The 26,237-nt window shown below is 73.6% G+C and carries 27 protein-coding genes; 8 read left to right on the top strand and 19 right to left on the bottom strand.

From position 1 onward, the window contains the following. Positions 1-440: 440 nt before the first annotated feature. Positions 441-2,123, bottom strand: coding sequence for a hypothetical protein (locus Asi03nite_RS07830; RefSeq protein ID WP_203677755.1), 1,683 nt, complete (start codon positions 2,121-2,123; stop codon positions 441-443). Positions 2,124-2,282: 159 nt separating this feature from the next. Then, a complete protein-coding gene (locus Asi03nite_RS07825) occupies positions 2,283-3,284 on the bottom strand; it encodes an NADP-dependent oxidoreductase (protein ID WP_203677754.1) in 1,002 nt (333 codons plus the stop codon). A 90-nt stretch (positions 3,285-3,374) separates the two neighbouring features. Between Asi03nite_RS07825 and Asi03nite_RS07820 the strand changes: the two genes are divergently transcribed. Continuing rightward, the gene (locus Asi03nite_RS07820) at positions 3,375-4,013 is read left to right on the top strand and encodes a TetR/AcrR family transcriptional regulator (RefSeq protein WP_203677753.1); all 639 of its coding nucleotides are present in this window, start codon (positions 3,375-3,377) and stop codon (positions 4,011-4,013) included. Between the two features lie 4 nt (positions 4,014-4,017). Further along, positions 4,018-4,773, top strand: coding sequence for an NADPH-dependent F420 reductase (locus Asi03nite_RS07815; protein WP_203677752.1), 756 nt, complete (start codon positions 4,018-4,020; stop codon positions 4,771-4,773). A 39-nt stretch (positions 4,774-4,812) separates the two neighbouring features. Here Asi03nite_RS07815 and Asi03nite_RS07810 read toward each other — a convergent pair whose 3' ends face one another. Further along, a complete protein-coding gene (locus Asi03nite_RS07810) occupies positions 4,813-5,001 on the bottom strand; it encodes a hypothetical protein (RefSeq protein ID WP_203677751.1) in 189 nt (62 codons plus the stop codon). A gap of 499 nt (positions 5,002-5,500) precedes the next feature. On the opposite strand from Asi03nite_RS07810, the gene Asi03nite_RS07805 reads away from it, so the two are divergent. Then, positions 5,501-6,682: a methyl-accepting chemotaxis protein gene (locus Asi03nite_RS07805; protein ID WP_373872095.1), complete on the top strand. Its 1,182-nt coding sequence runs from the start codon at positions 5,501-5,503 to the stop codon at positions 6,680-6,682. Here Asi03nite_RS07805 and Asi03nite_RS07800 read toward each other — a convergent pair. The 7 genes from Asi03nite_RS07800 to Asi03nite_RS07770 all read right to left on the bottom strand — a co-directional run bounded on the left by Asi03nite_RS07800 (position 6,655) and on the right by Asi03nite_RS07770 (position 11,792). Then, positions 6,655-7,284 carry a TetR/AcrR family transcriptional regulator gene (locus tag Asi03nite_RS07800; protein WP_203677749.1) on the bottom strand — a complete coding sequence of 210 codons (630 nt, stop codon included), beginning with the start codon at positions 7,282-7,284 and terminating at the stop codon, positions 6,655-6,657. The genes Asi03nite_RS07805 and Asi03nite_RS07800 overlap by 28 nt on opposite strands. A 43-nt stretch (positions 7,285-7,327) precedes the next feature. Next, positions 7,328-8,056 (bottom strand): ABC transporter permease, encoded by a 729-nt coding sequence (locus tag Asi03nite_RS07795; RefSeq protein ID WP_203677748.1) that lies wholly within the window; start codon positions 8,054-8,056, stop codon positions 7,328-7,330. Beyond that, positions 8,053-8,775, bottom strand: coding sequence for an ABC transporter ATP-binding protein (locus tag Asi03nite_RS07790; protein WP_203677747.1), 723 nt, complete (start codon positions 8,773-8,775; stop codon positions 8,053-8,055). Before Asi03nite_RS07790 ends, Asi03nite_RS07795 begins: the two co-directional genes overlap by 4 nt. Positions 8,776-8,843: 68 nt before the next feature. After that, the gene (locus Asi03nite_RS07785) at positions 8,844-9,482 is read right to left on the bottom strand and encodes a phosphoribosyltransferase (RefSeq protein WP_203677746.1); all 639 of its coding nucleotides are present in this window, start codon (positions 9,480-9,482) and stop codon (positions 8,844-8,846) included. 6 nt (positions 9,483-9,488) lie between these two features. Beyond that, a complete protein-coding gene (locus Asi03nite_RS07780) occupies positions 9,489-10,184 on the bottom strand; it encodes a dienelactone hydrolase family protein (protein ID WP_203677745.1) in 696 nt (231 codons plus the stop codon). Between the two features lie 273 nt (positions 10,185-10,457). After that, entirely contained in the window at positions 10,458-11,540 is a 1,083-nt protein-coding gene (locus Asi03nite_RS07775; protein WP_203677744.1) for a putative PEP-binding protein, read from the bottom strand. A 66-nt stretch (positions 11,541-11,606) separates the two neighbouring features. Beyond that, positions 11,607-11,792, bottom strand: coding sequence for a hypothetical protein (locus Asi03nite_RS07770; RefSeq protein ID WP_203677743.1), 186 nt, complete (start codon positions 11,790-11,792; stop codon positions 11,607-11,609). Between Asi03nite_RS07770 and Asi03nite_RS07765 the strand changes: the two genes are divergently transcribed. Further along, positions 11,785-13,224, top strand: coding sequence for an alpha/beta hydrolase family protein (locus Asi03nite_RS07765; protein WP_203677742.1), 1,440 nt, complete (start codon positions 11,785-11,787; stop codon positions 13,222-13,224). The two genes, Asi03nite_RS07770 and Asi03nite_RS07765, sit on opposite strands and share 8 nt — an antisense overlap. Positions 13,225-13,306: 82 nt before the next feature. On the opposite strand, the gene Asi03nite_RS07760 is transcribed toward Asi03nite_RS07765, so the two are convergent. Further along, positions 13,307-14,203: a LysR family transcriptional regulator gene (locus tag Asi03nite_RS07760; protein ID WP_203677741.1), complete on the bottom strand. Its 897-nt coding sequence runs from the start codon at positions 14,201-14,203 to the stop codon at positions 13,307-13,309. A gap of 103 nt (positions 14,204-14,306) precedes the next feature. Here Asi03nite_RS07760 and Asi03nite_RS07755 point away from each other — a divergent pair, with 103 nt between their 5' ends. After that, complete coding sequence (locus Asi03nite_RS07755) at positions 14,307-17,657, top strand: bifunctional proline dehydrogenase/L-glutamate gamma-semialdehyde dehydrogenase (protein ID WP_203677740.1); 3,351 nt, start codon at positions 14,307-14,309, stop codon at positions 17,655-17,657. Between the two features lie 4 nt (positions 17,658-17,661). Here the strand turns inward: Asi03nite_RS07755 and Asi03nite_RS07750 are convergent, their stop codons facing one another. After that, complete coding sequence (locus Asi03nite_RS07750) at positions 17,662-18,285, bottom strand: maleylpyruvate isomerase N-terminal domain-containing protein (protein ID WP_203677739.1); 624 nt, start codon at positions 18,283-18,285, stop codon at positions 17,662-17,664. Position 18,286: 1 nt separating this feature from the next. Continuing rightward, complete coding sequence (locus Asi03nite_RS07745; RefSeq protein ID WP_203677738.1) at positions 18,287-18,745, bottom strand: WapI family immunity protein; 459 nt, start codon at positions 18,743-18,745, stop codon at positions 18,287-18,289. Positions 18,746-18,790: 45 nt separating this feature from the next. Between Asi03nite_RS07745 and Asi03nite_RS07740 the strand changes: the two genes are divergently transcribed. Further along, positions 18,791-19,381 carry an HAD family hydrolase gene (locus Asi03nite_RS07740; protein WP_203677737.1) on the top strand — a complete coding sequence of 197 codons (591 nt, stop codon included), beginning with the start codon at positions 18,791-18,793 and terminating at the stop codon, positions 19,379-19,381. 68 nt (positions 19,382-19,449) lie between these two features. On the opposite strand, the gene Asi03nite_RS07735 is transcribed toward Asi03nite_RS07740, so the two are convergent. Beyond that, positions 19,450-20,430 (bottom strand): DUF2804 domain-containing protein, encoded by a 981-nt coding sequence (locus Asi03nite_RS07735; protein ID WP_203677736.1) that lies wholly within the window; start codon positions 20,428-20,430, stop codon positions 19,450-19,452. A gap of 924 nt (positions 20,431-21,354) precedes the next feature. On the opposite strand from Asi03nite_RS07735, the gene Asi03nite_RS07730 reads away from it, so the two are divergent. Beyond that, positions 21,355-22,179 (top strand): aldo/keto reductase, encoded by an 825-nt coding sequence (locus Asi03nite_RS07730; protein ID WP_203677735.1) that lies wholly within the window; start codon positions 21,355-21,357, stop codon positions 22,177-22,179. Positions 22,180-22,263: 84 nt separating this feature from the next. Next, positions 22,264-22,536, top strand: a complete 273-nt coding sequence (locus Asi03nite_RS07725) for a YggT family protein (protein WP_203677734.1) — start codon at positions 22,264-22,266, stop codon at positions 22,534-22,536. Positions 22,537-22,597: 61 nt separating this feature from the next. On the opposite strand, the gene Asi03nite_RS07720 is transcribed toward Asi03nite_RS07725, so the two are convergent. The 5 genes from Asi03nite_RS07720 to dhaM are packed head-to-tail and all read right to left on the bottom strand — an operon-like array spanning position 22,598 to position 26,176. Further along, positions 22,598-23,242, bottom strand: coding sequence for a hypothetical protein (locus tag Asi03nite_RS07720; protein ID WP_203677733.1), 645 nt, complete (start codon positions 23,240-23,242; stop codon positions 22,598-22,600). Continuing rightward, positions 23,209-25,179 (bottom strand): hypothetical protein, encoded by a 1,971-nt coding sequence (locus tag Asi03nite_RS07715; protein ID WP_203677732.1) that lies wholly within the window; start codon positions 25,177-25,179, stop codon positions 23,209-23,211. Before Asi03nite_RS07715 ends, Asi03nite_RS07720 begins: the two co-directional genes overlap by 34 nt. Further along, positions 25,176-25,505 (bottom strand): PadR family transcriptional regulator, encoded by a 330-nt coding sequence (locus tag Asi03nite_RS07710; protein ID WP_203677731.1) that lies wholly within the window; start codon positions 25,503-25,505, stop codon positions 25,176-25,178. Before Asi03nite_RS07710 ends, Asi03nite_RS07715 begins: the two co-directional genes overlap by 4 nt. A gap of 43 nt (positions 25,506-25,548) precedes the next feature. After that, complete coding sequence (locus Asi03nite_RS07705) at positions 25,549-25,809, bottom strand: HPr family phosphocarrier protein (RefSeq protein WP_203677730.1); 261 nt, start codon at positions 25,807-25,809, stop codon at positions 25,549-25,551. Next, positions 25,793-26,176 carry a dihydroxyacetone kinase phosphoryl donor subunit DhaM gene (dhaM, locus tag Asi03nite_RS07700; protein WP_203677729.1) on the bottom strand — a complete coding sequence of 128 codons (384 nt, stop codon included), beginning with the start codon at positions 26,174-26,176 and terminating at the stop codon, positions 25,793-25,795. The genes Asi03nite_RS07705 and dhaM overlap by 17 nt, the downstream gene beginning before the upstream one ends. Between the last annotated feature and the right edge of the window lie 61 nt (positions 26,177-26,237).

The raw sequence follows: 26,237 nt of genomic DNA, 5'->3' as shown, positions 1-26,237 counted from the left end.
ATTGATCCCACCGCATTTTCCCATTCCAGCAAGGGGACGGGCCGCATGGTGGCGTTTTTTCGGGTTAATCCGACGTTCCGCACGGATCCGACCAACGGGAATCTCACCAGCCACACCAGTCACACGAGAGGCGCGAGCGCGGCCCGCTCCGGATGGCGCCTCCGCGCCGGGCAGCCGACGAAGCCGCCGCTCCGGATCGCGGGAACACCAAGCGGCCGTCCCCCGGGCGGAGGCGGCCGCGATTCGAGAGGGGCTTCACCGGCCGGGCCGCCTTGCGCGGAGCCGGGCAGCCTTGCGCCGAGCGGGCGCCGAGCCGTCTTGCGCCGAGCGGGCGCCGAGCCGTCTTGCGCCGAGCCGTCTTGCGCCGAGCCGGCGCGGGGCCGTCTTGCGCCGAGCCGGCGCGGGGCCGTCTTGCGCCGAGCCGTCTTGCGCCGAGCCGGTCAGTCCCAGGTCGGGACCCACCACTGCCAACCAGCGGGAGCCTGCGGCCAGCTCGCGTCCGGGCGCCAGCCCTCCGGCGGATACCACCCGTCTGGCGGGGTCGGCCAACCCGGCGGGACCACGAACTTGATCCCGGTCGGCGCCGGCGGGATCGGAGCGTGCCGGTTCTGCTCCGGGGCGGGCGAGACCGGAGCGGTCCCGGTCGCGGCGTGCTTGTTCAGCACCACGGCGGAGAGCGCCGGGATGACAGTGGTCTCGGCGATCTCGCCGGTCCCACCGAACAGGCCCGCCGGCGGCGATCCGGCACTGGGCGGAGCGTCCAGGCCGGAGCCACCGCCGACGACGCCGAACTGGCCGGACGCCGTGCCCACCGCGGGCGCCGGGCTGCTCGGCATCCCGCTGACCGGCCCGGTCGGGCCGCTGGAGAACGAGCCGCCGGAGAACTGGCCCTCGGACAGCGAGCCGCCGGGAAACTGGCCGTCGGAGAACGAGCCGCCGGGAAACTGGCCGTCGGAGAACGAACCGCCGGGAAGCCGGCTGCCGGGAAGCGGCGCGGTGGGCACTCCGGGGATCGGGTTGGCCGGCACTCCGGGCACCACCGGATCCTCCGCCTGCGGCTTCCCCGCGATGGTCGGCACCGGCCCGCTGACCGAGGCGGCCCAGCTGGGCACCGGCCCGCTCGGCTGCACCCAGGTCGGCACCAGCTCGCTGCGGTCCATCCAGGTGGGCTGCGCGTCGCTGGGCGTGGAGGCCCAGCTGGGCACGGTTTCCCCGGAAGACATCCAGCTGGGCACCGCAGACGTCCCGGGGGCCGGCAGGTCCGGGCCGGTGACAGCGGGCGACAGCGGAGTGGCCGCCACCGGCGTGGTCGCGGGCGGCGGCGACACCGGGGCGGCCCGGCCGCTCGCGGCGCTGCGGACCGCCGGACCGGTCCAGGCTTCCGGGAGGTCCTGCACCCGGGCCACGTACAGCAGCACCTCGGTCTTGATCGCGTTGCTCTTGACCACGGCGCGGGCGGCCACCACGAGGCCGCGCTCGGCCTGGTACCGCAGGACCGGGGTGAGCTCGAAGCTCATCTTCGGGCTCAGGTCACCGACCCGGGCGTCACCGAGGCGCACCTCCACCAGGTGGTCGGCCATCTCGTGCAGGGTCACGTACGCCCAGCACTCGCCCTCCGGGCGCTGGAACGGGGCCAGCGCGTCGAGGTGCTGCTCCTGGCCGTTGACCTGCAGCGCGGAACCGGTGGGCAGCAGCCGGTGCTCGTGCAGCGGCGGCTCGTTGGCCGGCACCAGCATGTGCGGCTCGGCCAGGTCGAGGCGGATGGTGCCGACGAACGCGGGCGGGCGGCCGTCGTACTCCCCCCACTCGCGGCCGTGGATCTGCGCGTTGACCTCGGGGATCAGGTTGCGCTTGGTGAGCGCGGTGAGGACCCCGACATATCGCGCGGCTTCCGGGCGCGGCAGGTGGCCGAGCAGGGCGTTGTCCGACCAGACGCCGACGGCGTTGCGGTCGTGGCGGTTGCTGCGATCGGGTATCAGCTGGACCGGGACGGTTATGTCGGTTCCCTGGGGGTTGAAGTCGGTGCCGAAGAGCGCACGTATCGACTTGGCGTAGTGCGTCTCGCCGACAACCTCGGCGCTTGCCCAGCCCGCTTGTCCCCAAAGTTGGAACCGATTTGCCACACGGGAACGTTAGTGTCTGCTTTCCGTGAGTGACGTCGTCCGTACGGATGAGTACCGGTAGCCGGACGGTCCGTATCCGAAAGGTCAACTCTGAGCATCGTTCAGGGAAAGCCCCGGCAAGCCGCCGGGGCCGCAACGGTGCGCCGCAGGAGGGGAGAACTACCCCGCGACCTTGATCACCATCTTGCCGGTGTTCTCCCCGCGCATCAGTCCGAGGAACGCCTCCGGAGCGTTGGCGAGCCCCTCCACCACGGTCTCCGGCGCGACGATCTTCCCCGCCCGCAGCCACGCGCCCACCTCGGCGACGAAGTCCGGCATCCGGTCGCGGTGGTTCCCGACGATGAAGCCGCGCAGGTTCAGCTCCTTGCCGATGGCCAGCGCCAGATTCCGCGGCGCGGCGGGCGCGGAGGTCTCGTTGTACTGCGAGATCGCCCCGCACAGGGCGACCCGGCCGTACTTGTTCAGCGACTTGATCGCCGCCTCCAGGTGATCGCCGCCGACGTTGTCGAAGTACACGTCGATGCCGTCCGGAGCCGTGTCACGGAGCTGATGCCGTACCGCCGCGTCCTTGTAGTTGAAAGCCGCGTCGAAACCCAGATCGTCGACGAGGTGCCGGACCTTCTCCGCCGAACCGGCGCTGCCGATCACCCGCTTCGCGCCGCGCAGCTTGGCGATCTGCCCCACCACGCTGCCCACGGCGCCCGCCGCTCCGGACACGAAGACCACATCGCCCTCGCGGAACTGCGCGATGTCCAGCAGGCCGACGTACGCGGTGAGCCCGGTCATGCCGAGCACCCCCAGATACGCGGACAGGGTGGGCGCCGCCACCGGATCCACCACCCGCACGTGCCGGGCGTCCAGTACCGCGAAGTCGCGCCAGCCCAGCCCGTGCGTCACGGTCGCGCCGACCGGAACGTTCTCCGCGTTCGACGCCACCACCTCGCCGACCGCCGCGCCGTCCAGCGCCTTGCCGACCTCGAACGGCGCCACGTACGACTCCGCGTCGTTCATCCGGCCACGCATGTACGGATCGACAGACATGAACTGATTGCGCACCAGCACCTGCCCCGGCCCGGGCGCCGGCGTGGGCAGCTCGACGAGCGCGAAGTTGTCGGCGGTCGGCCACCCGCTGGGCCGGCTGGCGAGACGGATCTCCTGCATCGGTTGACTCCTAGGGTCGAAAGGACAGCTACTCGACAGTACGTCGAGAAACTCGACAGTGTGTCGACTATGCGCGATACCGTGATGGTCATGACCCCTGCCCCCGCCGGCCGCCGCCGCGGACCCAGCAAGGGAGACCTGCGCGAGAAGGCGATCCTGGACACCGCCCGGGAGCTGCTCGCCCGCAAGCCGCTCGCCGAGATCACCATCGACGAACTGGCCGCCGGCGCGGAGATCTCGCGGAGCACCTTCTACTTCTACTTCGACTCCAAGCTCGCCGTCGTGGTCGCGCTGCTGCACGGCCTGGCCGACGAGTTGGGCCGGGACGCCGGGCCGTGGCTGGACGGCACCGGACCGGACGCGCCGGCGCTGCGGCGCTCGCTCAGCGCCCTCGCCGCGATCTGGCGCGACCAGGGCAGGCTGATCGCCGGCGCGCTCGCCGCCGCGCCGGGCTGCCCGCCGATCGCGCGATGGCGGGCCGGGTTGCGCGAGGCGCACGTCGACCGGCTGGCCGCCCGGATCGCCCGCGACCGCGCCGCCGGACTCGCCCCGGACGGCCCGGCGCCACGGGTCCTCGCCGAGCTCATCGACGACCTGCGCACCGCGGCCTTCGCCGCCGCCACCGACCCGGAGGCCCTGGTCGACGACCTGGTCACGGTGGAGCTGCGGATGCTCTACGCCGATTTCCCGGAAACAGCGCTCGGGCGGATGATCGGACAGGCACCCTGAGGTCATGCGTATCGGTGTCATTGGAGCAGGTCAGCTCGGCGGCACTCTGGCGACGTGGTGTGCCGAGGGCGGTCACGACGTCGCCGTCACCTCCCGGCACCCGGACCGGCTGACCGACCTGGTCGAGCACGGCGACGGGCACATCCGGGCGATGACCGTCCCGGAGGCCGCGGCATTCGGCGAGATGCTGTTCTTCTCCCCCAACTTCGACTCCGCCCACGAGGCGATCGACCTGGCACACGACGGAATGGCCGGCAAGGTCGTCATCGACGCCACCAACCCGCTGCACGCCGGCATCACGGCGACCCCGGGCATGGTTCCGGGCGCGCCCGGCCCCGGTGGTCTCGGCTCCTTCTCCCCGGGCTTCCCGTCCGCGCTGGATATTCCCGCCTTCGTCCGCGTGCCGGAAGCGCCCGGCACGGCCCCGCTGCTCGGCGACACCACGAGGAGCGGATTCGAGCAGCTGATCGAGTGGGCCCCGGACGCCCACTGGGTCAAGGCCTTCAACACGATCTCCGCCGACGTGCTGGACCGCCGCCGCGGCCACGACCCGCTGCTCGCCGAGTGGGTCTGCACCGACCAGCGCGACGCGCGGGAGGCGGCCTGCTGGATCATCCACGAGTTGGGCTTCGCCCCGTTCTTCGTCGGCGGCCCGGAGGCGGCGCGGCTGACCGAGACCGGCGGCCCGCTGCAGATGCTCGAGGTGGACGTCCAGTACGCCAAGGACGTGCTGGCCGAGGCCCTGACCACCCTCCGCTGACTCGGCGCCCGGCCGCGCGCCCGGCCGCGTGGCCGGCTGTCACAGCAGGGTGTTGCCGCCGCTGCCGGGCTGCGGGCGGGCGATCACGTCGCGGCTCTCCGGGTTCTCCCGGGGTGCGGCGTCCAGCACCTGGTCCCAGAGCTGCCGGCACTCGCCGCGCAGCCGCAGCCAGGCGGCGTGCGTCTGCCGGGCGGAGGACGGGGCCGAGGTGCCGATGCTGATGCTCATGTCACTCCTTGATCTTGGTGAGGTCCCGACCATCGGCCGCGGATCCGGTATCTGAGGAGTTCCCGCACGGAATCTCGCTCCACCGGCGTGGGCGGCACGCCGCAGGCGCGCGGCTGGTGCTCAGGGGCGCATCGAGGATCGTGACGCACCCCTGAGCACCGGCCGGGACCGCGCGTCGCGCAACGGCACGGACCGCCAGGAGCCACGCGCGCCGACCCGGCCGGGAGCCGTGACCGCCCGCAAGGCCGACGCGCCCGCCCCGGCCGGCGGCGGCACCACGAGTCGCCGCGGGTGAGGGCCGGGACGCGGCGTGCGGCTGCCGGCGGCGCACGCTTGCGATACGCGGCTGCCGCCCGGCGCGCTCCGCCATCGCGGGCAAAGCCCGTACAACGCGCGGAGGCCTCGGGTAACTTCAGATCATCTGCGAACATCCAGCGTGGGCGGGAGGGGCCGTGGTCCTGGACGCCGGTTCCAGCGCTGGCGCGGCGGGGTGATGCCGGTGTGGCTCGTCCTGACCGGCGTCCTGCTGGTGCTGGCCGCCGGGGCGATCCTGCTGGCGCGCCGCCGGATCGCGGAAAGAGACACGGCCGAAGCCGCGGGCACGCGCCCGGCCGACCCGGAGACCCTCGCCGGCGCCCGGCGCGTCATCGCGGAACTCAACGACGCGCTGCGGGAACGCGACGCCGAGCTGGAACGGATGCTGACCGACCGGGCCGAGCAGTCACAGGCCGCCGCCCTGCAGCAGAAACAGCAGCAGCAGACCCTGCGCCGCCGCGCCAAGGAGGCGATCGACAGCACCGCCGCGGTGATCGGCGGCAAGCTGGAGGACGTCGTGGTGCAGGTCGGCGCGGCGCGCGAGGCCGCCGAGGCCACCAACGAGCGGGTCACGCACACCAACGACGCGGCCGAGGCGCTGGTCCGGCGGGCGCACAGCGCCGACGAGGCGGCCACCGCGCTGAACGCCAGCCTGCGGCAGGTCGCCGGGATCGCCAGCGTGATCTCCGGGATCGCGTCGCAGACCCGGCTGCTGGCGCTGAACGCGACCATCGAGGCGGTCCGGGCCGGCGCGGCGGGCAGCGGGTTCGCGGTGGTCGCCGACGAGGTGAAGGGGTTGGCCGACACCACCGCCGACTCCACCGAGCAGATCACCCGCACGATCGCGGCGCTGGAGGCGGACGTGGCGCAGATGGGGCAGACGCTCAGCGCGATCATCCACGACGTGGGGGACATCGAGGACGCGATGCGCCAGCTCGGCGGGATCGCCGACCAGCAGCACGACATCGTGATGCGCCTGCACCGCAGCGTGGACGCGACGATGGCGCAGATCGGCGACCTGTCCGACGTGGCCGAGCGGCTGGAGCGGCGGCGCAGCGACCGGCTCGCGATCGAGGGCACCATCCAGCTGCGACTGCCGTCCCGGCCGCAACCGGTCACCGCGCGGATGGTCGACCTCAGCTCGGACGGGCTGGGCTGCACGCTGCCCGCTGACGTGCCGGTGGCGGTCGGTGACCTGATCCGCGCCGAGTTCGCGCTGGCCGGGCTGGACGGGTCGGCCGAGGCGAAGGTGATGCGCCGGACCCCGCGCGACGGGCTGACCGAGATCGGCGTGCAGTTCCACAACCTGCCGGCCACCACCCGCAACGCGATCGACGGCTACCTGACCCGGCTCGGCTCCGACTGATCGAAGACGCCCGGCAGATCGCCCACCAGGTACCGCTGCACCGACGGGCCGACCGCCGCGACGATCACCTCGGACGGGGCCGACGCCAGCGGCTCCACCTTGATGACGTACCGCGCCATCGCGATGCCGACCATCTGGCTGGCCGCCAGGGTGATCCGCAGCGGTCCCTGCTCGTCGCCGAGGCCGAGCTTGGGCACCGCCCGCCGGAGGATCTGGGTGACCACGAACTCGCGGAACAACGTGGTGGTCCACTCCGCGCCGACAGCGGAGCGCAGCAGCGCCACCCCGGCCGCGCCGCCCGGCCCGTCCCAGATCCGCAGGAAGAGCCGGACGAACCGGGTGCCCACCTCGGCCCGATCCCCGTCGGCGGCCGCGTCGATCAGCTCCGCCGGGTCCAGCGGGGCCCGCATCGCGGCCAGGAAGAGCTTGTCCTTGGTGCCGAAATAGTGGTGCACCAGTGCCGGGTCCACCCCGGCGCCGGTGGCGATGGCACGGATCGAGGCCCCGTCGTAGCCCTTCTCGGCGAACGTCTCCCGGGCGGACGCGAGGATCGACTCGCGGGTGTCCGGGTTGCCGGGCCGCCGCCCGGTCCGTCGTGCCATCAGAAACCCCATTTCGCGGTACGGCCGTCGCCCGCCTACCGAATCATGCCGTCCTCCGCCGCAGTGTCGCGGCACCCACCCCGAGCGCCAGCACCGTCACGGCCAGCACGACGCCCAGATCGCGCCACATCGTCCCGGTCGGTTCCGGGTGCGTGCCGACCTCGGTGAGGGCCCGCACGGAGTACGACATGGGCAGCACGTCACTGATCCCGTGCAGCCACCCGACCATCCGCTCGCGCGGCACGAACAGCCCGCAGAGCAGCAGCTGCGGCGCCACGATCAGCGGCATGAACTGCACCGCCTGGAACTCGGTGCGGGCGAACGCGCTGCACAGCAGCCCGAGCGCGACCCCGAGCACGGCGTTGGCCACCGCGATCAGCACGACCAGGCCGAGCCCGCCGGCCGCGTGCATGCCGAGCGCCCAGTAGGCGAAACCGGCCGCGACCGTGGCCTGCACCGTGGCGGCCAGGCCGAAGGCGATGCCGTACCCGAACAGCAGGTCCAGCTTGCCGATCGGGGTGGTGAACAGCCGCTCCAGCGTGCCGGTGGTGCGCTCGCGGAGCATCGCGATCGAGGTGATCAGGAACATCACGATGAACGGGAAGATCCCGAGCATGGTCAGCGCGACGCGGTCGAAGACCCGGGGCTGGCCGTCGTACATGAAGTAGATCAGCGTGATCAGCAGCGTCGGCACCACCACGATCAGCGCGATCGTGCGCGGGTCGTGCCGCAGCTGGGTGAGGATCCGCCGGACGGTGCTGGCCAGGATCACGTCGTCACCTTCTCGTGCGCGCGGATCAGGTTGAGGAACGCCTGATCGAGGTCGTCGGAGCCGGCGGCGTGCTTGACCGCGGCCGGGGTGTCGTCGGCGATCAGCACGCCCTCGCGGATCAGCAGCAGCCGGTCGCAGCGGTTCGCCTCGTCCATCACGTGGCTGGAGACCAGCACGGTGGCACCGTCGGCGGCCATCCGGCGGAAGTGCGCCCACAGCTCGTCGCGCAGCACCGGATCCTGCCCGACGGTCGGCTCGTCGAGCACCAGCACCTCGGGCCGGCTGACGATCGCGCAGGCCAGCGAGGCACGGCTGCGCTGCCCGCCGGAGAGGCCGGCGACGAGCTGGCCGGCCGCGCCGGTCAGGCCGACGGTCTCCACCGCCTCGTCGGCGGCCCTTGCGCCCAGGCGGTGCAGCGCGGCGAAGTACCGCGCGTTCTCCCGGACGGTGAGGTCGGCGTAGACGCTCGGGGCCTGGGTGAGATAGCCGATCCTGCCGCGCAGCGCCGGCGAGCCGGCCGGGCTGCCGAGCACGGTGACCGTGCCGGCCGCGACGACCTGCACGCCGACGACGGCGCGCATCAGGGTGGTCTTGCCGCTGCCGCTCGGGCCGAGCAGGCCGGTGACACTGCCGCGTGCGACGGCGCAGTCGAAGTGGTCGAGGACGGTCCTCTTCCCACGTCTGACGACGAGGCCGGAGACCTCGATCGCGGTGTCCATGGTTCCTCCCCAGGAACTCATCAAGTGTTGAACTCAACGGTAGATGAATTCCTGGCGAGATCACAAGATCAGGCGTGCGTGTAGCCGCGCATCACCTCGTCGACGTCGGCGTCGGTCAGTTGCCCGAAGTCCTCGTACCAACGGCCGACCGCCAGGAAATCGGCCGGCGCGCTCAGGTAGACGATCCCGTCGGTCTCCGGCGCCAGCAGGTCGCGGGCCTGCGGCGAGCAGACCGGCACGGCCAGCAGCAGCCGGGCCGGACCCCGGCCACGGATCCAGCGCAGCGCGGCGTGCGCGGTCACCCCGGTGGCCAGGCCGTCGTCGACGAGGACGACGACCCGGCCGGTGACCGGTGGGGCGGGGCGGTCACCCCGGTACCGGCGGATGCGCCGGCGCAGCTCGGCGCGCTCGGCTGCCAGAGTGCCCGCCATGCTCCGTTCGGTGGTTCTGGCGTAGCGGAGATTGTCCTGGTCGTACACGGGCGGGCCGTCCTCGGCGATGGCGCCGACGCCGAACTCGGGATGGCCGGGGGCGCCGAGTTTGCGGGCCACCACGATGTCCAGGGCGGCGCCGAGCCGGTCGGCGATCGGCGCCGCGACCGGCAGGCCGCCCCGGGGCAGCGCCAGGACCAGGACCGCGTCGGGCGCTGTCGCGGCGACCCGCTCGGCGAGCAGACGCCCGGCCTCCCTCCTGTCCCTGAACATCATGGACAGTCATCCCCGGCGTCGCGCGGCGGCGGCGTGATCCAGACCCGGGTGGCGCTTGTCCGGCACCGGGGTCAGGAACGCCTCGAACCACTCCCCCGCCTGCTCGGCCACCGCCTCCAGGGCCCCCGGCTCCTCGAACAGGTGCGCCGCGGCCGGGATGATCCGCAACTCGGCGTGCACCCGCATGGTGTTGCGGGCCTCCTCGTTGAGCTCGAGCACCGCCTCGTCCCGCTCGCCCACGATCAGCAGCGTCGGCACCTGCACGTCGATCAGCGCCGGCCCGGCCAGGTCCGGGCGTCCGCCGCGGGACACCACCGTGCGTACGCCGCCGGGCCGGGCCGCCGCCGCGACCAGCGCCGCGGCCCCGCCCGTGCTGGCCCCGAAGAGCCCGAGCGGCAGCCCCGCGGTGGCCGGGTGGACGCGCAGCCAGTCGATCAGTCCGACCAGGCGGTCGGCGAGCAGTCCGATGTCGAACCGCCGGTCCCGGGTGTCCTCCTCCGGCGCGAGCAGATCGGCCAGCAGCGTGGCGAACCCGCGACGATTGAGCTCGCGGGCCACGGCCTGATTGCGTGGGCTGTGCCGCGAGCTGCCGCTGCCGTGCGCGAAGAGGACCACGCCCGTCGCGTGCTCGGCGAGAGTGAGATCGCCCTCGAGGCGCACCTCGCCCAGTTCGATCCGTTCCGTTGTGGTCCAGGTGGTCACGTCCGTCCCTTTCTGCTCGGCCGTTGCGGGGCGTGCATTCCGGGGAGACAGTTCCACCGTACGCGTCCTCGGTTGCCTCCGAGACCGGCCGATCGCGGCGCGGCGGCGGAAACCACCTGGACGTGAGCGTTCAGCCGCGCGGGGCGCCGCCGACCGCCGCCGGGGGTGGCCGGACCGCGCAGGCCGGCTGGGCACGAGGGGTGTGTCGAGCGGGTGGGGACACCCCGGCGGCAGCGGGCTGGCCGCCGGAGGTGTGCCGCCGAGGCGGGGCGCTCAGCGCCAGGTGGAGCCGTCGTCGAGCAGGTGTCGCCAGTGCCGGACCAGCGGGGCCGGGCAGGCGACGTCCCGGATGCCGATGCCCGTCAACTGCTCCTGCAACTGCGGACTGGGCCGTAGATCCAGCGCCACCTGGCACGGGATCGACCGGGCCGCCGCCACCGACGCGGACCACTCGACCAGCTGGGTGACCACGAACGGCAGGCGGTCCGGCGGCAGCAGCGCGTCGTTGCGCACGGTGCGGTCCCAGACCAGGATGTGCTGGGCCAGATCCCCGGTGCTGACGTGCAGCAGGTGGCAGCGTTCGGCCAGATCGGCGACGCTCAGCGCGGCGGCCGGGGTGGCGATGTCCAGGCCGATCCGCCAGTGCGAGCCCGCGGCGGCGGTGAACGCCGCGATCTCCTCGGGGACCGAGACCATCGGCAGGACCACCACGGGGTCGTCGGCCGGGGACTCGGCGATGAGCGTACGGAAGGAATCGATCGCCTCGGGAAGCAGGACGCGGACGCCGCGGCGGCCGAAGCCGGCCGCGGGCGGACCGCCGGCCGGCTCGTCGAAGTAGCGGATCGCGGGCAGCGGCCGGCCCGACTCGGCGAAGTAGTCCCACAGCTCGGCCCGCTCGGCGGCGGACAGCGCGCGCAGGTCCTCGGCGCGCAGCGGCGCCCAGCCGTCGGCCAGGTGCCCGGCCTCCTGAGCCTCGGCCAGGGTGGAGACCTCCGCGTGCAGCCGCATCCCGGCCGAGGCCGGCGGCGGTGGCGCGGTGGTCGCCGCGTCGAAGTCGACGACCACCTCGTGGCCCAGCCAGCTGTCGTCCACCCGGACGCCGGTCAGCACCGGCACCGGCAGCGACCAGAGCGAGCGGGCCTCCGGCGCGTACGGCGTGACCGGCTCCTCGACGATCACCCCGGACAGTCGCGGGGCCAGCACCCGGATCAGGTCGGTGTCGGGTTTCTCCAGGTAGAGCAGGACCCGACCGTACACGATCTCCTCGATGCCGTTGCGGTCCACCAGCAGGCCGCGGTGGCGGCCGAAGCCGTACGTGATGCCCGGCTCCGGGTCCTTCTCGGTTTGCTCGTTCATGCGCCCACCTCGCAAGTCCGCTACGGACAGTAGCCCGGCCCGGCCGTTCGCGCAGCCCGCCCATTTTCAGTGCACGATCGGAATCCGCCACAGCGCGCGCTGTCCGAGGTCGGCCCGGCGGCGAACCGCGCGCAGCCAGAGCAGCGCGACCAGCGAGATCACGCGCGCCGGCACTGTCCGGAAAGCCGCGTTGTCCTTGACAAACGTCGATGCGCAGCCATTGGATGTGTCCGGGAGGTAATACATGACCATGCGCCGGAAGTGCCTCGCCGTGCTCGCCACAGCCCTGGCCCTGGTCACCGCTCCCGGCGCGCCGGCCTCCGCGGCCCCGGTCACGTGCGGCGCGCCCGCGCCCAGCACCACCCGCCCCGGCTATCTGGTCCTCGACCCGGCCTGCGACGTCTCCGGCGCGGCGTTCACCCCGCTGGCCGGCGCGCGCGTCCACACCGGAATCCGGGACGGCGCCGCCTTCCGGGTCGAGGTGCCGCAGAAGTGGAACGGCAAGCTGGTCGTCTACGCGCACGGCTACCGGGGCACCGGCAACGTCGTCTACGCCGACAATCCCGCGCTGCGCGCGCACTACATCCGGACCGGGTACGCGTGGGCCGCCTCCAGCTACGCGACCAACGGCTACGACGTCGGGCAGGGGGTCCGCGACTCGTACGCGCTGATCGACATCTTCCGGCAGCTGACCGGCCGCCGCGCCAGCTCGGTGATCATGACCGGCGCGTCGATGGGCGGGCATGTCACCGCCGCGGCCATCGAGCGGTTCCCGCGGGCGTTCGACGCGGCGATGCCGTACTGCGGGGTGCTCGGCGACACCGAGCTGTACGACTACTTCCTGGACGCGAACGTCACCGCGGCCGCCCTCGCCGACGAGAAGATCGACTTCCCGCTCACGCCGCCCGGCGACTACCAGGCCGGCTGGCGCGCGCAGGCCGGCCGGATCAGCGCCGCGCTCGGCGTCGAGGCCGGCAGCGCGCCCGCGCTCACCCCGGCCGGCCGGACCTGGTCCGCGATGGTCGAGCGGCGCAGCGGCGGCGACCGGCCGGGCTTCGACTCGGCGTTCGCCTACTGGAACGCGGCGCCCTCGCTGGCCCCGCTGAACGACCTGCCGTTCCTGTTCGGCCTCTACCCCGGCCTGTCCGGCGGAACCGGCGGCATCGCGCCCGGGAACGTGACAGACAACCGGTACACGTACTACCGGACCACCGACCACGCCCTGCCCACCTTCGCCGAGCTGCGCCTCAACGCCGAGGTGCTGCGGGTCCGGCACACCGCCACCGCGGACCCGGGCCTGGCCGGCATCCCGCGCGTCGAGGGGCGGCCCTCCGTCCCGGTGCTCTCCCTGCACGACATCGGGGACCTGTTCGTGCCATTGTCGATGGAGCAGGAGTACGCCCAGCGGGCCGCCCGCAACGGCCGCGCCGGCCTGTTCGTGTCGCGGGCGATCCGCGGGGTGGGGCACTGCGACTTCACCGAGGCGGAGCTGACGCAGGCCTTCGACGACCTGACCCGGTGGGTGCGCACCGGGCAGCGGGCGGCCGGGGACGCCGTGCTGGATCGCCGGGCGGTGGCCTCGGAGTCCTTCGGGTGCCGGTTCACCAACGGCACGCACGCGAACTACGTGGCGGCGCCCTGCCCGGCCAAGGCCACCCCGCCCCCGAACCCGCCCCGTCTGTAGTCCCGGCGACACACCGGCCGGCACTTGCTCGGTGCCGGCCGGCCACGGCGAGCCGACACCCGGCGGCGCCTCGGGACCGCTGTCAGGCCGTGGCGGCCACCTCGCCGAGGATCTGGCGGAACGCCCGCGCGGCAGGTGACTCCGCCCCGGAGAGCCGCTGCGCGGTGAAGATCGTCCGGCGCGGGGCCTCGGCCAGATCGAGCAGGCGGCAGGACGTCGACCGCCCCGCCCACACCAGGTCCGGGATCAGGGCCACCGCGTTCCCGGTCTCCACCAGCCGGATGTGGGCCTGCAGATCCGCCGTCTCGTAGCGGACGTCCGGCTCGAACCCGGCCCGCCGGCACAGCTGCTCGGCGAAGTGCCGCGACGCCGCCCCGCGGGGCTCCATCACCCACGGCATCTGCCGGGCCGACGCCAGCGAGTCCACCGGCCGCAGCGACTCCGGCTCGGCCGGAAGCGCAAGCCGGATCGCGTCGGTGGTCAGATCGCGCCGATCCAGGCCGGGATGGTGCGGAGCGGCGTGCGCCGGGTACTGCTCTGCGATGACCATGTCGAAGTCACGGGCCCAGGTCTCCCGCAGGGCCTCCTCCGGCTCGCGCTGGACCATCACGACCCGTACGTCGGGAAATCTCTCGGCGGTGGCCCGCAGCGCCGCCGGCATGAAGGCCAGCGCCGCGGACTGGAACACCGCGACCCGCACCGTCCCGGTCACCCTTGTCGCGGCGGCCTGCAGCCGCGCCTCGGCGCGCTCCAGCGTGTCCAGCACCTCGCCGACCGAGGCGACCAGGACCTCGGCCTGCGGGGTGAGCCGGACCCGGCGGCCGGCCTTGCGCAGCAGCACCGTGCCGGTCTCCTTCTCCAACTGGCTGAGCTGCTGGCTGACCGCGGACGGGGTGAAGTTGAGCGCCTCGGCGACCGCGGCGAGGGTGCCGCGGACGGCCAGCTCGCGGAGCAGGATCAGGCGGCGGATCTCCAGCATCCCGACACGTTAGCCGAACTGAAGAATATTCGTCATAAAGCTTCGCTTTTCCTTACCGGATCATCCGATTCACACTGGCGCTCATACCGGAAGGAGCATCCCGATGTCTGAGATCGCCGACGAGACGATCACTCTCGTTCGTCGCTGGCTGCGCGAGGCCTCGGCCGTGAAGGTCGGCGGTTCGGCGGCTCAGCTGGCGGGTCTGCTGCGCGACCCGAAGGGCCTCGCGTTCGCTGTCGGCTTCGTGGACGGCGTGGTCCGTCCCGAGGACCACCGGGTCAGCGCCCGCGCACTGAAAGCCCTGGCCGGGGACGTGCCCGGCTTCCTTCCGGCGCATCTGCGGGCGGCGGTCAAGGTGGGCGGCGCGCTCGCCCCGATCATGCCTCAGGTGGTGGTCCCGGTGGCCCGGCGCGCGCTGCGCCAGATGGTCGGCCACCTCATCGTGGACGCGACGGACGCCCGGCTCGGTCGCGCCATCCGCAAAATAAAGAAGCGCGGCGTACGCCTCAACGTCAACCTCCTCGGCGAGGCGGTCCTCGGCCGCGGCGAGGCGTCCCGGCGACTGGCGGACACCGAGCGCCTGCTGGCCCGCCCGGACGTCGACTACGTGTCGATCAAGGTGTCGTCGACGGTGGCCCCGCACAACCCCTGGGCGTTCGACGAGGCGGTCGACGACATCGCCGAGAAGCTGCTCCCGCTGTTCACGCTGGCCGCCCGCACCGGCAAGTTCGTGAACCTGGACATGGAGGAGTACAAGGACCTCGACCTGACGATAGCGGTCTTCACCCGGCTGCTGGACCGGCCCGAGCTGCTCGGCCTGGAAGCCGGCATCGTGCTGCAGGCGTACCTGCCGGACGCGCTGAGCGCGATGACGCGGCTGCAGGTCTGGTCCGGGTCGCGGCGTGAGCGCGGCGGCGCCGGGATCAAGGTGCGCCTGGTCAAGGGCGCCAACCTGCCGATGGAGCGGGTCGAGTCGGCGCTGCACGGCTGGCCACTGGCCACCTGCGACAGCAAACAGGCCACCGACACCAACTACAAGCGGGTGCTGAACTACGCGTTGCACCCGGACCGGATCCACAACGTGCGGCTCGGCGTGGCCGGCCACAACCTGTTCGACGTGGCGTACGCGTGGACGCTGGCCGGGCGGCGGGGGGTACGCGACGGCATCGAGTTCGAGATGCTGCTCGGAATGGCCGAGGGCCAGGCCGAGGCGGTCCGGCGCGAGGTCGGCGGGCTGCTGCTGTACACGCCGGTGGTGCGGCCGGAGCAGTTCGACGTGGCCATCGCGTACCTGATCCGCCGGCTCGAGGAGGGCGCCAGCTCGGACAACTTCATGTCCGCGGTGTTCGAGCTGCACGCGAACTCCGAGCTGTTCGAGCGGGAGCAGCAGCGCTTCCTCGCCTCCCTGCGCGACCTGGACGACGAGGTTCCGCAGCCGAACCGGGTGGCCGACCGATTCGCCGCGGTGCGCGCCCCGGAGATCGGATACTTCGCGAACACCGCGGACACCGACCCGGCCGTCGCCGCGAACCGCGACCGGATCCGGGCGATCCTGGCCCGGGTGGAGACCTCCCGGCTCGGCCTGGGGCTCGAGAAGATCACCGATGCGGCGGTCCTCGACACGGCACTGGAGAAGGCCGCCGCGGCGAGCTGGGGCGCGGCCGACCGCCGCGCGGTCCTGCACCAGGTCGGCGAGGCGCTGGAGAAGAACCGGGACGTGCTGCTGGAGGTGATGGCGGCCGAGGCCGGCAAGACCGTCGACCAGGCCGACCCGGAGGTCTCCGAGGCGATCGACTTCGCGCACTACTACGCGGAGCTCGCGGCGGACATCCCGGACGGCGCCACCCCGGTCCCGGCCCGGCTCACCCTGGTCACCCCGCCGTGGAACTTCCCGGTGGCGATCCCGGCCGGCTCGATGCTGGCCGCCCTGGCCGCCGGCTCGGCCGTGGTGATCAAGCCGGCCGCCCCGGCCGAGCGCTGCGGAACCGTGCTGGCCGGCATCGTCCGCGACGCGCTGGCCGCGGCCGGCGCCGACCCCGGCCTGGTCACGCTGCTGCAGGTGGACGAGGGCACGCTGGGCGAGCGGCTGATCGCCCACCCGCTCGTCGACCGGGTCATCCTCACCGGCGCCTACGAGACCGCGGAGCTGTTCCGGTCGTTCCGCCCGGACCTGCCGCTGCTCGCCGAGACCAGCGGCAAGAACGCGATCATCGTCACCCCCAGCGCCGACCTCGACCTGGCCGTCAAGGACGTCGTCGCGTCCGCTTTCGGCCACGCCGGCCAGAAGTGCTCGGCCGCGTCGCTGGTCGTGCTGGTCGGCTCGGTCGCGAAGTCGCAGCGTTTCCGCACCCAGCTGATGGACGCGGTGTCGTCGCTGGAGGTGGGCCTGCCCTCGGCGATGCGCACGCAGGTCGGCCCGCTGGTCGAGCCGGCGTCCGGGAAGCTCCTGGACGGCCTGACCACGCTCGGCCCCGGCGAGAGCTGGCTGCTCAAGCCGGAGCGGCTGGACGCGGCGGGGCAGCTGTGGAGCCCGGGGATCCGGGACGGGGTGCGGCGTGGATCGGCGTACCACCGGATCGAGTTCTTCGGCCCGATCCTCGGGATCATGACCGCCTCGACCCTGGACGAGGCGATCGACCTGGTCAACGAGGTGGACTTCGGCCTCACCTCGGGCCTGCACTCGCTGGACGCCGGCGAGGTGCGCACCTGGCTGGACCGGGTCCAGGCCGGCAACCTCTACGTCAACCGCGGCATCACCGGCGCGATCGTGCGCCGGCAGCCGTTCGGCGGCTGGAAGCGCTCCGCGGTCGGCGCCGGCGCCAAGGCCGGCGGCCCGAACTACCTGGTAGGGCTGAGCGGTTGGGCGCCGGCTGAGGCGACGGTCCAGGCCGGCATCGACAATCCGGCGGTACGGTCGCTGCTCGCCGAGGCCGCGGCCCACCTCACCGCGGAGCAGCTGGCCTCGGTCACCCGGGCGGCGGGCAGTGACGCGGCCGCGTGGGCGGCGTCGTTCGGCCGGGCGGAGGACGTCTCCGCGCTCGGCGTCGAGCGCAACGTGCTGCGGTACCTGCCCACCCCGGTCACCGTCCGGCTGTCCGCCGGCGCCCCGCTCGCCGACCTGGTCCGGGTCCTCGCCGCGGCCCGCCTCAGCGGCGCCCCGGTCCGGGTCTCCACGGCGCGGGAGGTGCCCGCGGCGCTCTGCCCGGACGCGGTCGTCGAATCCGACGAGGAGTTCGCGGCCGGCCTGGACGGCGTCAGCCGGGTCCGCCTGATCGGCGGTGCGGCGACCGGCCTGGCGACGGCCACCGGCGGCCGCCCGGACCTGGCGGTCTGGTCCGGCCCGGTGGTCGAGGCGGGCCGGGTGGAGCTGCTGCCGTTCCTGCGCGAGCAGGCGGTGAGCATCACGGCCCACCGGTTCGGCAATCCGCTGCCGATGGCCGCCGAGGTGCTCTGAGCGCTCAGACCATCGAGAAACCGGGCGGGAGCGGCTCCCGCCCGGTCAGGGCGCGGAGCAGCGGCGCCCCGTTGCCCAGCCCCAGCGCGGTGCGGGTGGCGAGGGTGACCGCCTCGGCGATCGTCTCGACCGGCGCGGCGAACTCGCACCCGGCCGCCCCGGCCGCGTCCAGACCGTGCACGACCAGTTCGAACGTGCGCGTCGGGAGCCAGGCCCGGACCCGCATGCCGCCGACCGGGGTGGCCACCACGTCGTCGTCGCCGACCTGGGACAGCGCCTCGGTGGCCCGGCCGATCACCGCGCTGACCGCCTCGACCGGCTGGTCCCCGAGCGCCTCGGCGGCGGCCCGGGCGTCGGCGGCGGAGGCGGCGGCCGCGGCCGCGACCAGCTCCGGCGGGGCCGAGCGGGCGTACGCGAAGTAGCCCTCCGGTGTGGCCACCTCGACCTGCGGCGCGCGGGTCGCGAGCACCTCCGGCACCTGGCGCAGCGCCGAGCTCACCGTGTGCCCGAGCAGCTCGCGCAGCGTCCACTCGCCGAGGCCGGGACCGTCCAGGCGCTCCGGCGGGATCGCGGCGACCAGACCGGCGTACGCGATCGCGGCGGAACGGAAGGTGCGGCGGAAATCCATCTCACCAATCTGCCAGATCGGCACGCGGCGGGAACGCGGCGATCTCGGTGGCCCAGTCCATTGCGGCGCGGCTCAGCATCTCCTCGGTGACCTCCAGGCGGATCCGGTGCACGCGCCCCCGGTCGGTGCCGGGCAGCCAGGGCGGCAGCGTCTCGCGCGAGAACGCCACCTCCAGCAGGAGCTGGCCGGGCTCCGGGGGCGGCAGGTGCCGGAACGCCACGTCCGGCTCCATGAACCCCAGTTCGTCGGAGTCGCCCCGGCCGTCCAGCCAGGCGGCCAGCTCGATCGTCTCGGCGACGGTCAGGCAGGGCACCTCGACCTGCCAGGTGTGCCCGTGCCGATCGGCCGCCGCGACCGACACCACCAGCCAGTCCTCGGCCGGATCGCCGGGCTCCGCGTCGAGCTCGTAACGCAGCGGCCGCATCCACAGCCACTCGCCGGTCTCCGAAGCGATCTGCATAACAGCATTGTCGCGGGTCAGGGGCTCGGCAGGTAACGTTCGGGCGTGCTGCTACCCCTGCCGCCCGGCGACTTCCAGGCCTACCTCTTCGACTGCGACGGCACCATCACCGACTCCATGCCGGTGCATTACCAGGCCTGGCAGCAAGCGCTGGCGGGGTGGGCGTGCGACTTCCCGGAGGACCTGTTCTACGCGTGGGGCGGGCGGCCCGCCGCGGACATCATCGTCGACCTGAACGAGCGGCACGGGCTGGCCATGCCGGTGGCCACCGTGAACGAGCACCGCGAGTCGCTGTTCCAGTCCGGGCTGGCCACGGTCGAGGCGGTGCCGGGTGTGCTGGAGCACATCGAGGAGGCGTTCGGGCGGGTGCCGTTCGCGGTGGTGTCCGGCAGCACCCGGGAATCGGTGACCGCCTCGCTGACCGCGCTCGGCCTGCTCGACCGGTTTCCGGTGCTGGTCTGCGCCGAGGACTACGCCCGGCCGAAACCGGATCCGGAGGGTTACCTGAGCGCGGCCCGGCAACTCGGCGTCGACCCGGCGCGGTGCCTGGTCTTCGAGGACACCGAGCTGGGTGTGCGGGCCGCCGAGGCGGCCGGCATGGCGTTCGTGCGGGTGCCGCCCCCGTGGGACCGGTGAGATCGGCGCGGCCCGCGCTGCCCGGCGGCACCGGCCACGGCCGGGCCCGGCCGGCTTCCTGACCGGCGTCACCAGCGGCTGCGCGTCTCCTCGGCCCAGCCGACCAGGCCGTCGAGGTCCACCTTGTCACCGTCGGCGCCGGCGGCCCACCCGGAGAACCGCCCGAAGCACTGGTGCGTCTCGCCGGCCAGCACGCCGAGGCTGGTCCGGGCCACCCGCTCGTGGAACGGCTGGAACGTGACGTCCACCCCCGGGCCGGTGATCCGCCACGGCCGGAGCCGGTCCGAGGGGTCGTACTCCCAGCGCAGATCGGCACCGATCTTGTGCAGGCGGCCGGCCTCGAACACCGCGTTCTCGGTGTTCCCGGTCCCGTCGGTCCACTTCCCGCCGAGCTGGATGGCCCGGTCCCGGTCCGCGCCGGCCGCCCAGGTCCAGCTCGCCGAGTACGGCCACCGGCCCCGCCCGTGGTCCAGCGTCGCGTACGACCCGCGCTCCGGCACCAGGTGCTCGACACCGTCCACGACCAGGCGCCCGTGCACCGGCCGGCCGACGTCCTTGACGGTGTACTGGAACCGCTTCCGGCTCCACGCGACCACGACGCCGAGCGAGTCCCGGTCCGCCACGGCCGGCATCGTCAGGTCCACCTCCACGCGGCGGGACCGGGCGCGCAGCGTCGTGCCCTGAGCATCCTGCTCGATCTCGATGCGCAGGCCGCCGCCGGAGGCCCGCACCGGCCCGGATCCGCTCCGGTCCGGCAGGATCGTCCCCCGGGCCAGCGGAACCGTCGCGTCGACCGCGAGCTCCTTCCCGCTGACCCGGTCCAGCAGGTAGAGACCGTGCACGCCGGCGTAGTCCAGGCTGGACACCACGATGCCCAGGATGTGCGCCGGGGTGACCACACCCCAGTACTCCCAGCGCTTGTTGCGCCCCCAGCCCCGCAGGTTGGCCCGATGCAGCGGCCGGCGGCTCCAGCCGACGGCGGCCGGGTTCAGGCGGCCGTCCGGGAGGCAGAGATCGACCGGCTCGATGATCTGGATCTCGTGGGTCACGGCCGCAGGTTACCGCCGCGTCAACCAGGAGTCGCGCGATGGATGGTCATCCGACAAGCGAACGGTCGATACATCCATTTAACGACGATTGCCCGCCGCGGCTGGACGCCGTACCGCGCCCCGGTCCCGGCCTCCAGGCTCGGGTCACCGGCCCGGAGAGACCGGCCCAGCGCCGCGGGCGGTGCCAGGAGCTCGGCGCCTCGATCCGGACCGAGACTCACCGGGCTGGACCCCGACCCCTGCGGGCCCGTCGGGACCGGGCGGCGCGCGCCCCGCGGGACCGCGCCGGGGCGGGGTGCGGACGCACGTCACGGGACCGAGAAGGTGATTTCGGGCTCGTTACCATCCGTCCGGAAACCTTGCCTTTCATGCACGCTCATCAATAATGACGCCATGAGAGGAGCCGAGAGCGGGGCCTGCGGCACGGATTCCCATCCCGCCGCACAGCCCCGCCCACCCGACGACCCACACCCAGGATCGAGACCGACCAGGCGCCGGCACCCCCCGCCCCGGCCCGCCAACCGCACCGATCAGAATCGGCCACCGACCGGAAAATCCCGGCGACGGCCCCGCACCGTGAGAACCCTTGAGGCCCGTCCCCAGGAGACCCCTGCGGACGAACCGGCCCTGGAGAGCCCCGTCGCCACCACGATGTGCGCGCTCCCGCCGGAACGCCCGGGCGCCGGCCACGCCCGTACCGGGGAAAGCAGTCGCCGGAGCGCGAACACCGCGCCGCGCCGCGCCGCCCGGACCCACCGCCCGGGCCGCGCCGCCGCGCCCCCGGCCACCACGGCGAACCGCCCGGCCCGCCCACCACCCGGGCCCATTCCCGGCGCGAGGACACTGTGAGCAAGATCGACTTTGGTTGGCGAACCGGCTCCGGCGGGTAGAGGCTGGGACAGACACCGACTTCAGGGGGACTCCATGCCCGTCATACCCACGATCGAGCTCAACAACGGCATCGCCATGCCGCAGGTCGGTTACGGCGTGTTCCAGATTCCGGAGGCCGAGACCACCGAGGCGGTCAGCGCCGCCCTGCAGGCCGGCTATCGCAGCATCGACACCGCGTCGGCGTACGGCAACGAGACAGGCGTCGGGGCCGCGCTGAAGGCCTCCGGAATCCCGCGCGACGAGCTGTTCATCACCACCAAGCTGTGGAACAGCGACCAGGGATACGACAGCACGCTGCGCGCGTTCGACGCCAGCCTGGGCCGGCTCGGGCTGGAGCAGCTCGACCTCTACCTGATCCACTGGCCGACCCCGAAGCACGAGAAGTACCTGGACACCTGGCGGGCGCTGGAGAAGATCTACGCCGAGGGCCGGGTCCGGGCGATCGGCGTCTCCAACTTCCTGCCCGAGCACCTGCGCGCGGTGGCCGGGCTGGGCGGGACGATCCCCGCGGTGAACCAGATCGAGGTGCACCCGGCGCTGCAGCAGCGCGACGCCCAGGAGGCGAACCGCGAGCTGGGCGTGGTGACCGAGGCGTGGAGCCCGCTGGCCCAGGCCGGCGTGCTGGACGACCCGGCGGTGACCGGGATCGCCCAGGAGCTCGGCCGCACCCCGGCGCAGGTGGTGCTGCGCTGGCACCTGCAGCAGGGCCGGGTGATCATCCCGAAGTCGGCGACCCCGTCGCGGATCCGGGAGAACCTGGACCTGTTCGACTTCGAGCTCTCCGCGGAGCAGGTGAGCGCGATCGACGCGCTGGAGAGCGACGGCCGGACCGGCCCGCACCCGGACTTCTTCAACTGACAGCCGGCCTTCAGCTGGTTCACAACCAGGAGCGTCACAGTGGGTGCACACCATCGCACCCGTCAGCGCACCCGGAGGTAAGAGATGGGTCTTCTCGGCATCGTCGGCCTGGCTCTGCTGCTCGTTCAGTTCCTGCTGATCGCGCGGGCAGTGCTGGACTGGAGCGCGGTGCTGGCCGGCCCGGCGGTGCCCGGCTCGTTCCGCTCCCGGCTGGCCGGCGGCGTCTTCGCGGTCACCGAGCCGATCCTGGCGCCGGTCCGCCGGGTGCTCCCGCCGCTGCGGGCCGGCGGCCTGTCCATCGACCTGTCGTTCATCGTGGTGTTCTTCGCCGTGACGATCCTGCGCGAGCTGATCTGACAGTCCGGCGGCACCGGGCCACGCACCTCGCGGTGCGTGGCCCGGTTGTCGTGCGACCGCCTCAGAGCAGCGCCGAGATCGAGTCCGCGACGCCGCTGTCGGCCATGTCGACCTCGCAGAACCGCCACTTCTTGTCGGTCCCGCGGAGCAGCGAGATCTGCGCCGTGGTCGCCGGCAACGCCGGCAGGTAGGAGATCACCTGCGTCTGCTTCCCGGTGCTACGCAGGCTCAGCGCCTCGGCCGGCCGGCTCACCTGGATGCTGATCACCGCCTGGTCGCCGAGCGGCGTCGTGCCGGCCGACGGGGACGGCCACCGCACCCCGGTCACCACCGGGGCCCGGGTGGTCACGTAGGCCCCCTGGGCCACCAGCGACCGGGTCTGCCGGAGCAGGTCGTTGGCGGCCGCGCACCCGGGGGCGGCGACGTTGGCGACCTTGTCCGGGTCCGGGTTGGCGATCAGCCACTGGCCGTACCTGATCAGCGAGGCGACGACCACTGGCAGGTTCGAGCCGGTGTTCGCCAGGCCCGGGGCGGCGCTGCTCGGCGCCGCCGGGGTCTGTACGAACGTGCTCGTGGGGCCGGGCGTCGCGGTCGGGTCGGGGGCCACCGCGGCGGTGCCCGTGGTGAGCGCCCCGCACCCGGCCAGGACACCGGCCGAGGCGAGGGCTGCGGTCAGCCGTAGGGCACGACGGGGGGTCGGCTGCATGGGGGTTCCTCCGGTACGACGGTCCCACTTCCGTCGGTATCCGGACCGCCGGGTTGAGGAATCGGCCGGCCCGGATCGCCGTGCTGGGCGAGCAGCGCCGCCGCCGGCAGCACCAACGTCGCCACCCCGGGCAGGAACGACAGCCCGTCCGCCGGGTACGACGTACCGTCCAGCACGAACAGCGCCGACGACAGCAACGACGAGCCCATCCCGGCCAACGCCAGCAGCACCGTGACCGGCACGCCGGCCAGCGCCGCCCCGGTCCCGAGCGCCGCCCCCTTCCCGCCCCGCGACCACGCCGGCCGCACGATCAGCAGTCCCGCCACGACCGCCAGTGGCCCTCCGGCCAGCACCCCGGGCTGGGACAACGACGCGTCCACCCCGTTGCTCAGGTACCGCCCGTACCACAGCAGCACCGCCACCGGCGCCGCGACGAGCACCGCGCCCGCCACCGGGTGCGGCCGCCGGTACGCCACCGCGAGCACCGCGGCCAGCAGGGCCCCGCCGACCGCCAGGCCGGCCGTGGTCACCGGCAGCCCGGCCGGCATGAACGGATGGTTCTCCGCCGGCGTGCCCTGCAGGAACAGCAGCGGCCCGCAGATCGCCCCGCCCACCGCCGCCGTGGTCACCCGCCGCCGCGCCGTGGCCGCCGTCACCGGGCCGCGGCCGATCAGCCAGCTCCCGGCGATCAGCGCGGCCGCCACCAGCAGCGCCACCCGCGACCAGGCCACCCCGGTGAGCCCGGCCCGCAGCAGCACCGCCTCCCCGGCCAGCAGCCCGGCCGCCAGGAGCAGCGCGGACAGCCCACCGCCGCGCCGGTCGGCCCGCGCCACCAGCAGACCCAGGGCCGCGAGCAGCACCGCGCCCCAGCGCAGCTCGGCCACCCACAGGTAAATCTCGCCGTCCCCGCCGGGCATCGGCGCGACCGCTGACATGTCGTCCATCGCCGGGCTCAGCACGGTGACCACGTAGGCCCACGCCACCACGGCCAGCACCAGGCAGGCGGCGCCCGCGGCGAGCGCCGCCCGGGGCAGCACCGCCGCCGTCCCCGAGGTCCGCCGCGCTTCCGGCCGCGGCCGGGCCGTCCGGCCGCTCGCGGTGTGGATCAGAGCCATCCAGCCGTACGCGGTGAGAACCCACACCCAGTGCCCGAGGAACGACACGTCGCTCCACTGGTCGTTCCCGAGCGCCGCGGACCACACCCGCGCCGGCCACACCCCCAGGGTCAGCGCACCGGTCATCACCGCGAGCAGCGCGCCGGCCGGCGCCCCGGCGACACCCAGCGCCACCCCGGCCCATCCCCACCTGCCCAGGACGGCGATCACGGCGGTCCACACCGGCACGGTCAGCGCCGCCACCCCGATCGTCGCCGGGGACAGCCACGGCGCCGCCCCCAGATCCAGTCCGGGCGCCAGCGCCGGCGCCGCCAGCAGCAGGAACGCCGGGATCAGCGCGACCGGGGCGAGCACCGCCGGCCCCCACGTCCCGAGGCGCCCGTCCCGGCCGAACGGCAGGCGCCGCCCGGTGAGCCATCCGGTGAGCAGCCCCCAGAGCGCCAGCGCCCCGGTCGGCACCAGGTAGCCGCGCCAGCCGTCGAGGACGGCCTCGGGGCCGAGACCGAGCAGCGGGCGAAGAGCCGGCTCGAACAGCGTGGCGAGCCGCTGCACCGCCATCCCGGCGACGCCGGACAGCATCAACGCCCCGGCCGCGCCCAGCCCCGGGGCCGCCTCGCGCCAGCCGCGCGGCACCCCGTCCGGGTCCCGCACCGGCGGGGACGCGAGCAGGCTGAGCACGAACCGCAGCCGCAGCCACGCGGTGCCCGGCTCGGTCTCCAGGTAGGCGATCTCGGCCTGCCACTCGCGGAGCATCTCCGCGCGTACGCCAGAGGGCCAGCGACGGGCCGCGGCCCGCAGCGCCCAGCCGGTCCACCGCCTCATGTCGTCCTCGTCTCTCGAAGCCCGCCCAGGCCGCGGGTGAGCTGCCGGTTCAGCTCGGCCAGCTCGGCGCGCGCGGCGGTCGCGCCGTCCGCGGTGAGCCGGTAGTACTTGCGGGGCGGGCGGCCGGCCACCGCGGGGTCGAGGTCCTCCCACTGCGCCTCGATCCAGCGGGCCTTCTCCAGGCGGGTGAGGATCGGGTAGAGGGTGCCGCTCGGATAGCCGCTGTCGCGCATGAGGTCGAGCCCGTACCGCTCGGCGGCCGGGTCTTCCAGGAACGCGGCCAGCACCTTGGCTACCGCGGTGGTGGCCCGGATCGGCTTGATCATGCGGCCACCCTAGCAGAATCTCTACATAGGGTGCCGTCCGAACCTACGTGGCCTCGCCGAGGGCGCGGGCGACGGCTTCCGCGGCGGCCGTCGCGTCGTCGCCGGTGGCCCGCACGACAACAGTGGCGCCGGCGCCCGCGCCCAGCGACATCAGTCTCAGGGCGCTCGCGGCCGTGGCGGCGCGCTGCCCGTGGCGTACCTCCACCGTCGCCCGGAAACCGGCGGCGGCCCGGACCACCGCGCCGGCCGGGCGCGCGTGCAACGCCGCCGGCAGCACCACCTCGACCTCAGAACTTGGCGACATCACGGGCCTCCCCGGCGGCCCCGGCCACCGCTGCCAGATCGGCGCCGGTCGACGCGGCCACCGCGGCCGCGACCGCGCCCTCCACGAACGGCGCGTCCACCAGCAGCGGGCCCGGCGCCTCCGCCAGGACCGCGCGGGCGGTCAGCACCGCGCTGCCCAGATCGGCCAGGACCACCACCCCGGCGCCGGCGTCGGCGCTCCGGATCGCGGCCGCGATCCTGGCGAAACTGGTGCCCAGCTCACCCCCGTCGGTGCCGCCGGCCGCAGCGATCGGCACGTCGTCGGTCGCCACCTGCCGCAACAGGTCCCGCAGGCCGGACGCCAACCGCTCGGAATGCGAAACCAGCACTATTCCCACGAGCCCCATGGATCTCGACTGTAGACCGCGCGAGGATGCACTGGGTGACACCTCGAGCACCGCACGGAAG

The sequence above is a fragment of the Actinoplanes siamensis genome (genome assembly GCF_016862395.1).
Taxonomy (GTDB): Bacteria; Actinomycetota; Actinomycetes; order Mycobacteriales; family Micromonosporaceae; genus Actinoplanes; species Actinoplanes siamensis.
This window is presented reverse-complemented; position numbering and strand designations above follow the sequence as displayed.

Excerpts from the sequence above, each read along its gene's own strand:
- Asi03nite_RS07715 (WP_203677732.1), bottom strand. The coding sequence starts at position 25,179 with ATGAGGCGGTGGACCGGCTGGGCGCTGCGGGCCGCGGCCCGTCGCTGG.
- Asi03nite_RS07720 (WP_203677733.1), bottom strand. The coding sequence starts at position 23,242 with ATGCAGCCGACCCCCCGTCGTGCCCTACGGCTGACCGCAGCCCTCGCC.
- Asi03nite_RS07705 (WP_203677730.1), bottom strand. The coding sequence starts at position 25,809 with ATGTCGCCAAGTTCTGAGGTCGAGGTGGTGCTGCCGGCGGCGTTGCAC.
- Asi03nite_RS07745 (WP_203677738.1), bottom strand. The coding sequence starts at position 18,745 with ATGCAGATCGCTTCGGAGACCGGCGAGTGGCTGTGGATGCGGCCGCTG.
- Asi03nite_RS07775 (WP_203677744.1), bottom strand. The coding sequence starts at position 11,540 with ATGAACGAGCAAACCGAGAAGGACCCGGAGCCGGGCATCACGTACGGC.
- Asi03nite_RS07730 (WP_203677735.1), top strand. The coding sequence starts at position 21,355 with ATGCCCGTCATACCCACGATCGAGCTCAACAACGGCATCGCCATGCCG.
- Asi03nite_RS07785 (WP_203677746.1), bottom strand. The coding sequence starts at position 9,482 with ATGATGTTCAGGGACAGGAGGGAGGCCGGGCGTCTGCTCGCCGAGCGG.
- Asi03nite_RS07725 (WP_203677734.1), top strand. The coding sequence starts at position 22,264 with ATGGGTCTTCTCGGCATCGTCGGCCTGGCTCTGCTGCTCGTTCAGTTC.
- Asi03nite_RS07710 (WP_203677731.1), bottom strand. The coding sequence starts at position 25,505 with ATGATCAAGCCGATCCGGGCCACCACCGCGGTAGCCAAGGTGCTGGCC.
- Asi03nite_RS07820 (WP_203677753.1), top strand. The coding sequence starts at position 3,375 with ATGACCCCTGCCCCCGCCGGCCGCCGCCGCGGACCCAGCAAGGGAGAC.
- Asi03nite_RS07815 (WP_203677752.1), top strand. The coding sequence starts at position 4,018 with ATGCGTATCGGTGTCATTGGAGCAGGTCAGCTCGGCGGCACTCTGGCG.
- Asi03nite_RS07760 (WP_203677741.1), bottom strand. The coding sequence starts at position 14,203 with ATGCTGGAGATCCGCCGCCTGATCCTGCTCCGCGAGCTGGCCGTCCGC.
- Asi03nite_RS07765 (WP_203677742.1), top strand. The coding sequence starts at position 11,785 with ATGACCATGCGCCGGAAGTGCCTCGCCGTGCTCGCCACAGCCCTGGCC.
- Asi03nite_RS07750 (WP_203677739.1), bottom strand. The coding sequence starts at position 18,285 with ATGGATTTCCGCCGCACCTTCCGTTCCGCCGCGATCGCGTACGCCGGT.
- Asi03nite_RS07790 (WP_203677747.1), bottom strand. The coding sequence starts at position 8,775 with ATGGACACCGCGATCGAGGTCTCCGGCCTCGTCGTCAGACGTGGGAAG.
- dhaM (WP_203677729.1), bottom strand. The coding sequence starts at position 26,176 with ATGGGGCTCGTGGGAATAGTGCTGGTTTCGCATTCCGAGCGGTTGGCG.
- Asi03nite_RS07770 (WP_203677743.1), bottom strand. The coding sequence starts at position 11,792 with ATGGTCATGTATTACCTCCCGGACACATCCAATGGCTGCGCATCGACG.
- Asi03nite_RS07810 (WP_203677751.1), bottom strand. The coding sequence starts at position 5,001 with ATGAGCATCAGCATCGGCACCTCGGCCCCGTCCTCCGCCCGGCAGACG.
- Asi03nite_RS07825 (WP_203677754.1), bottom strand. The coding sequence starts at position 3,284 with ATGCAGGAGATCCGTCTCGCCAGCCGGCCCAGCGGGTGGCCGACCGCC.
- Asi03nite_RS07755 (WP_203677740.1), top strand. The coding sequence starts at position 14,307 with ATGTCTGAGATCGCCGACGAGACGATCACTCTCGTTCGTCGCTGGCTG.
- Asi03nite_RS07800 (WP_203677749.1), bottom strand. The coding sequence starts at position 7,284 with ATGGCACGACGGACCGGGCGGCGGCCCGGCAACCCGGACACCCGCGAG.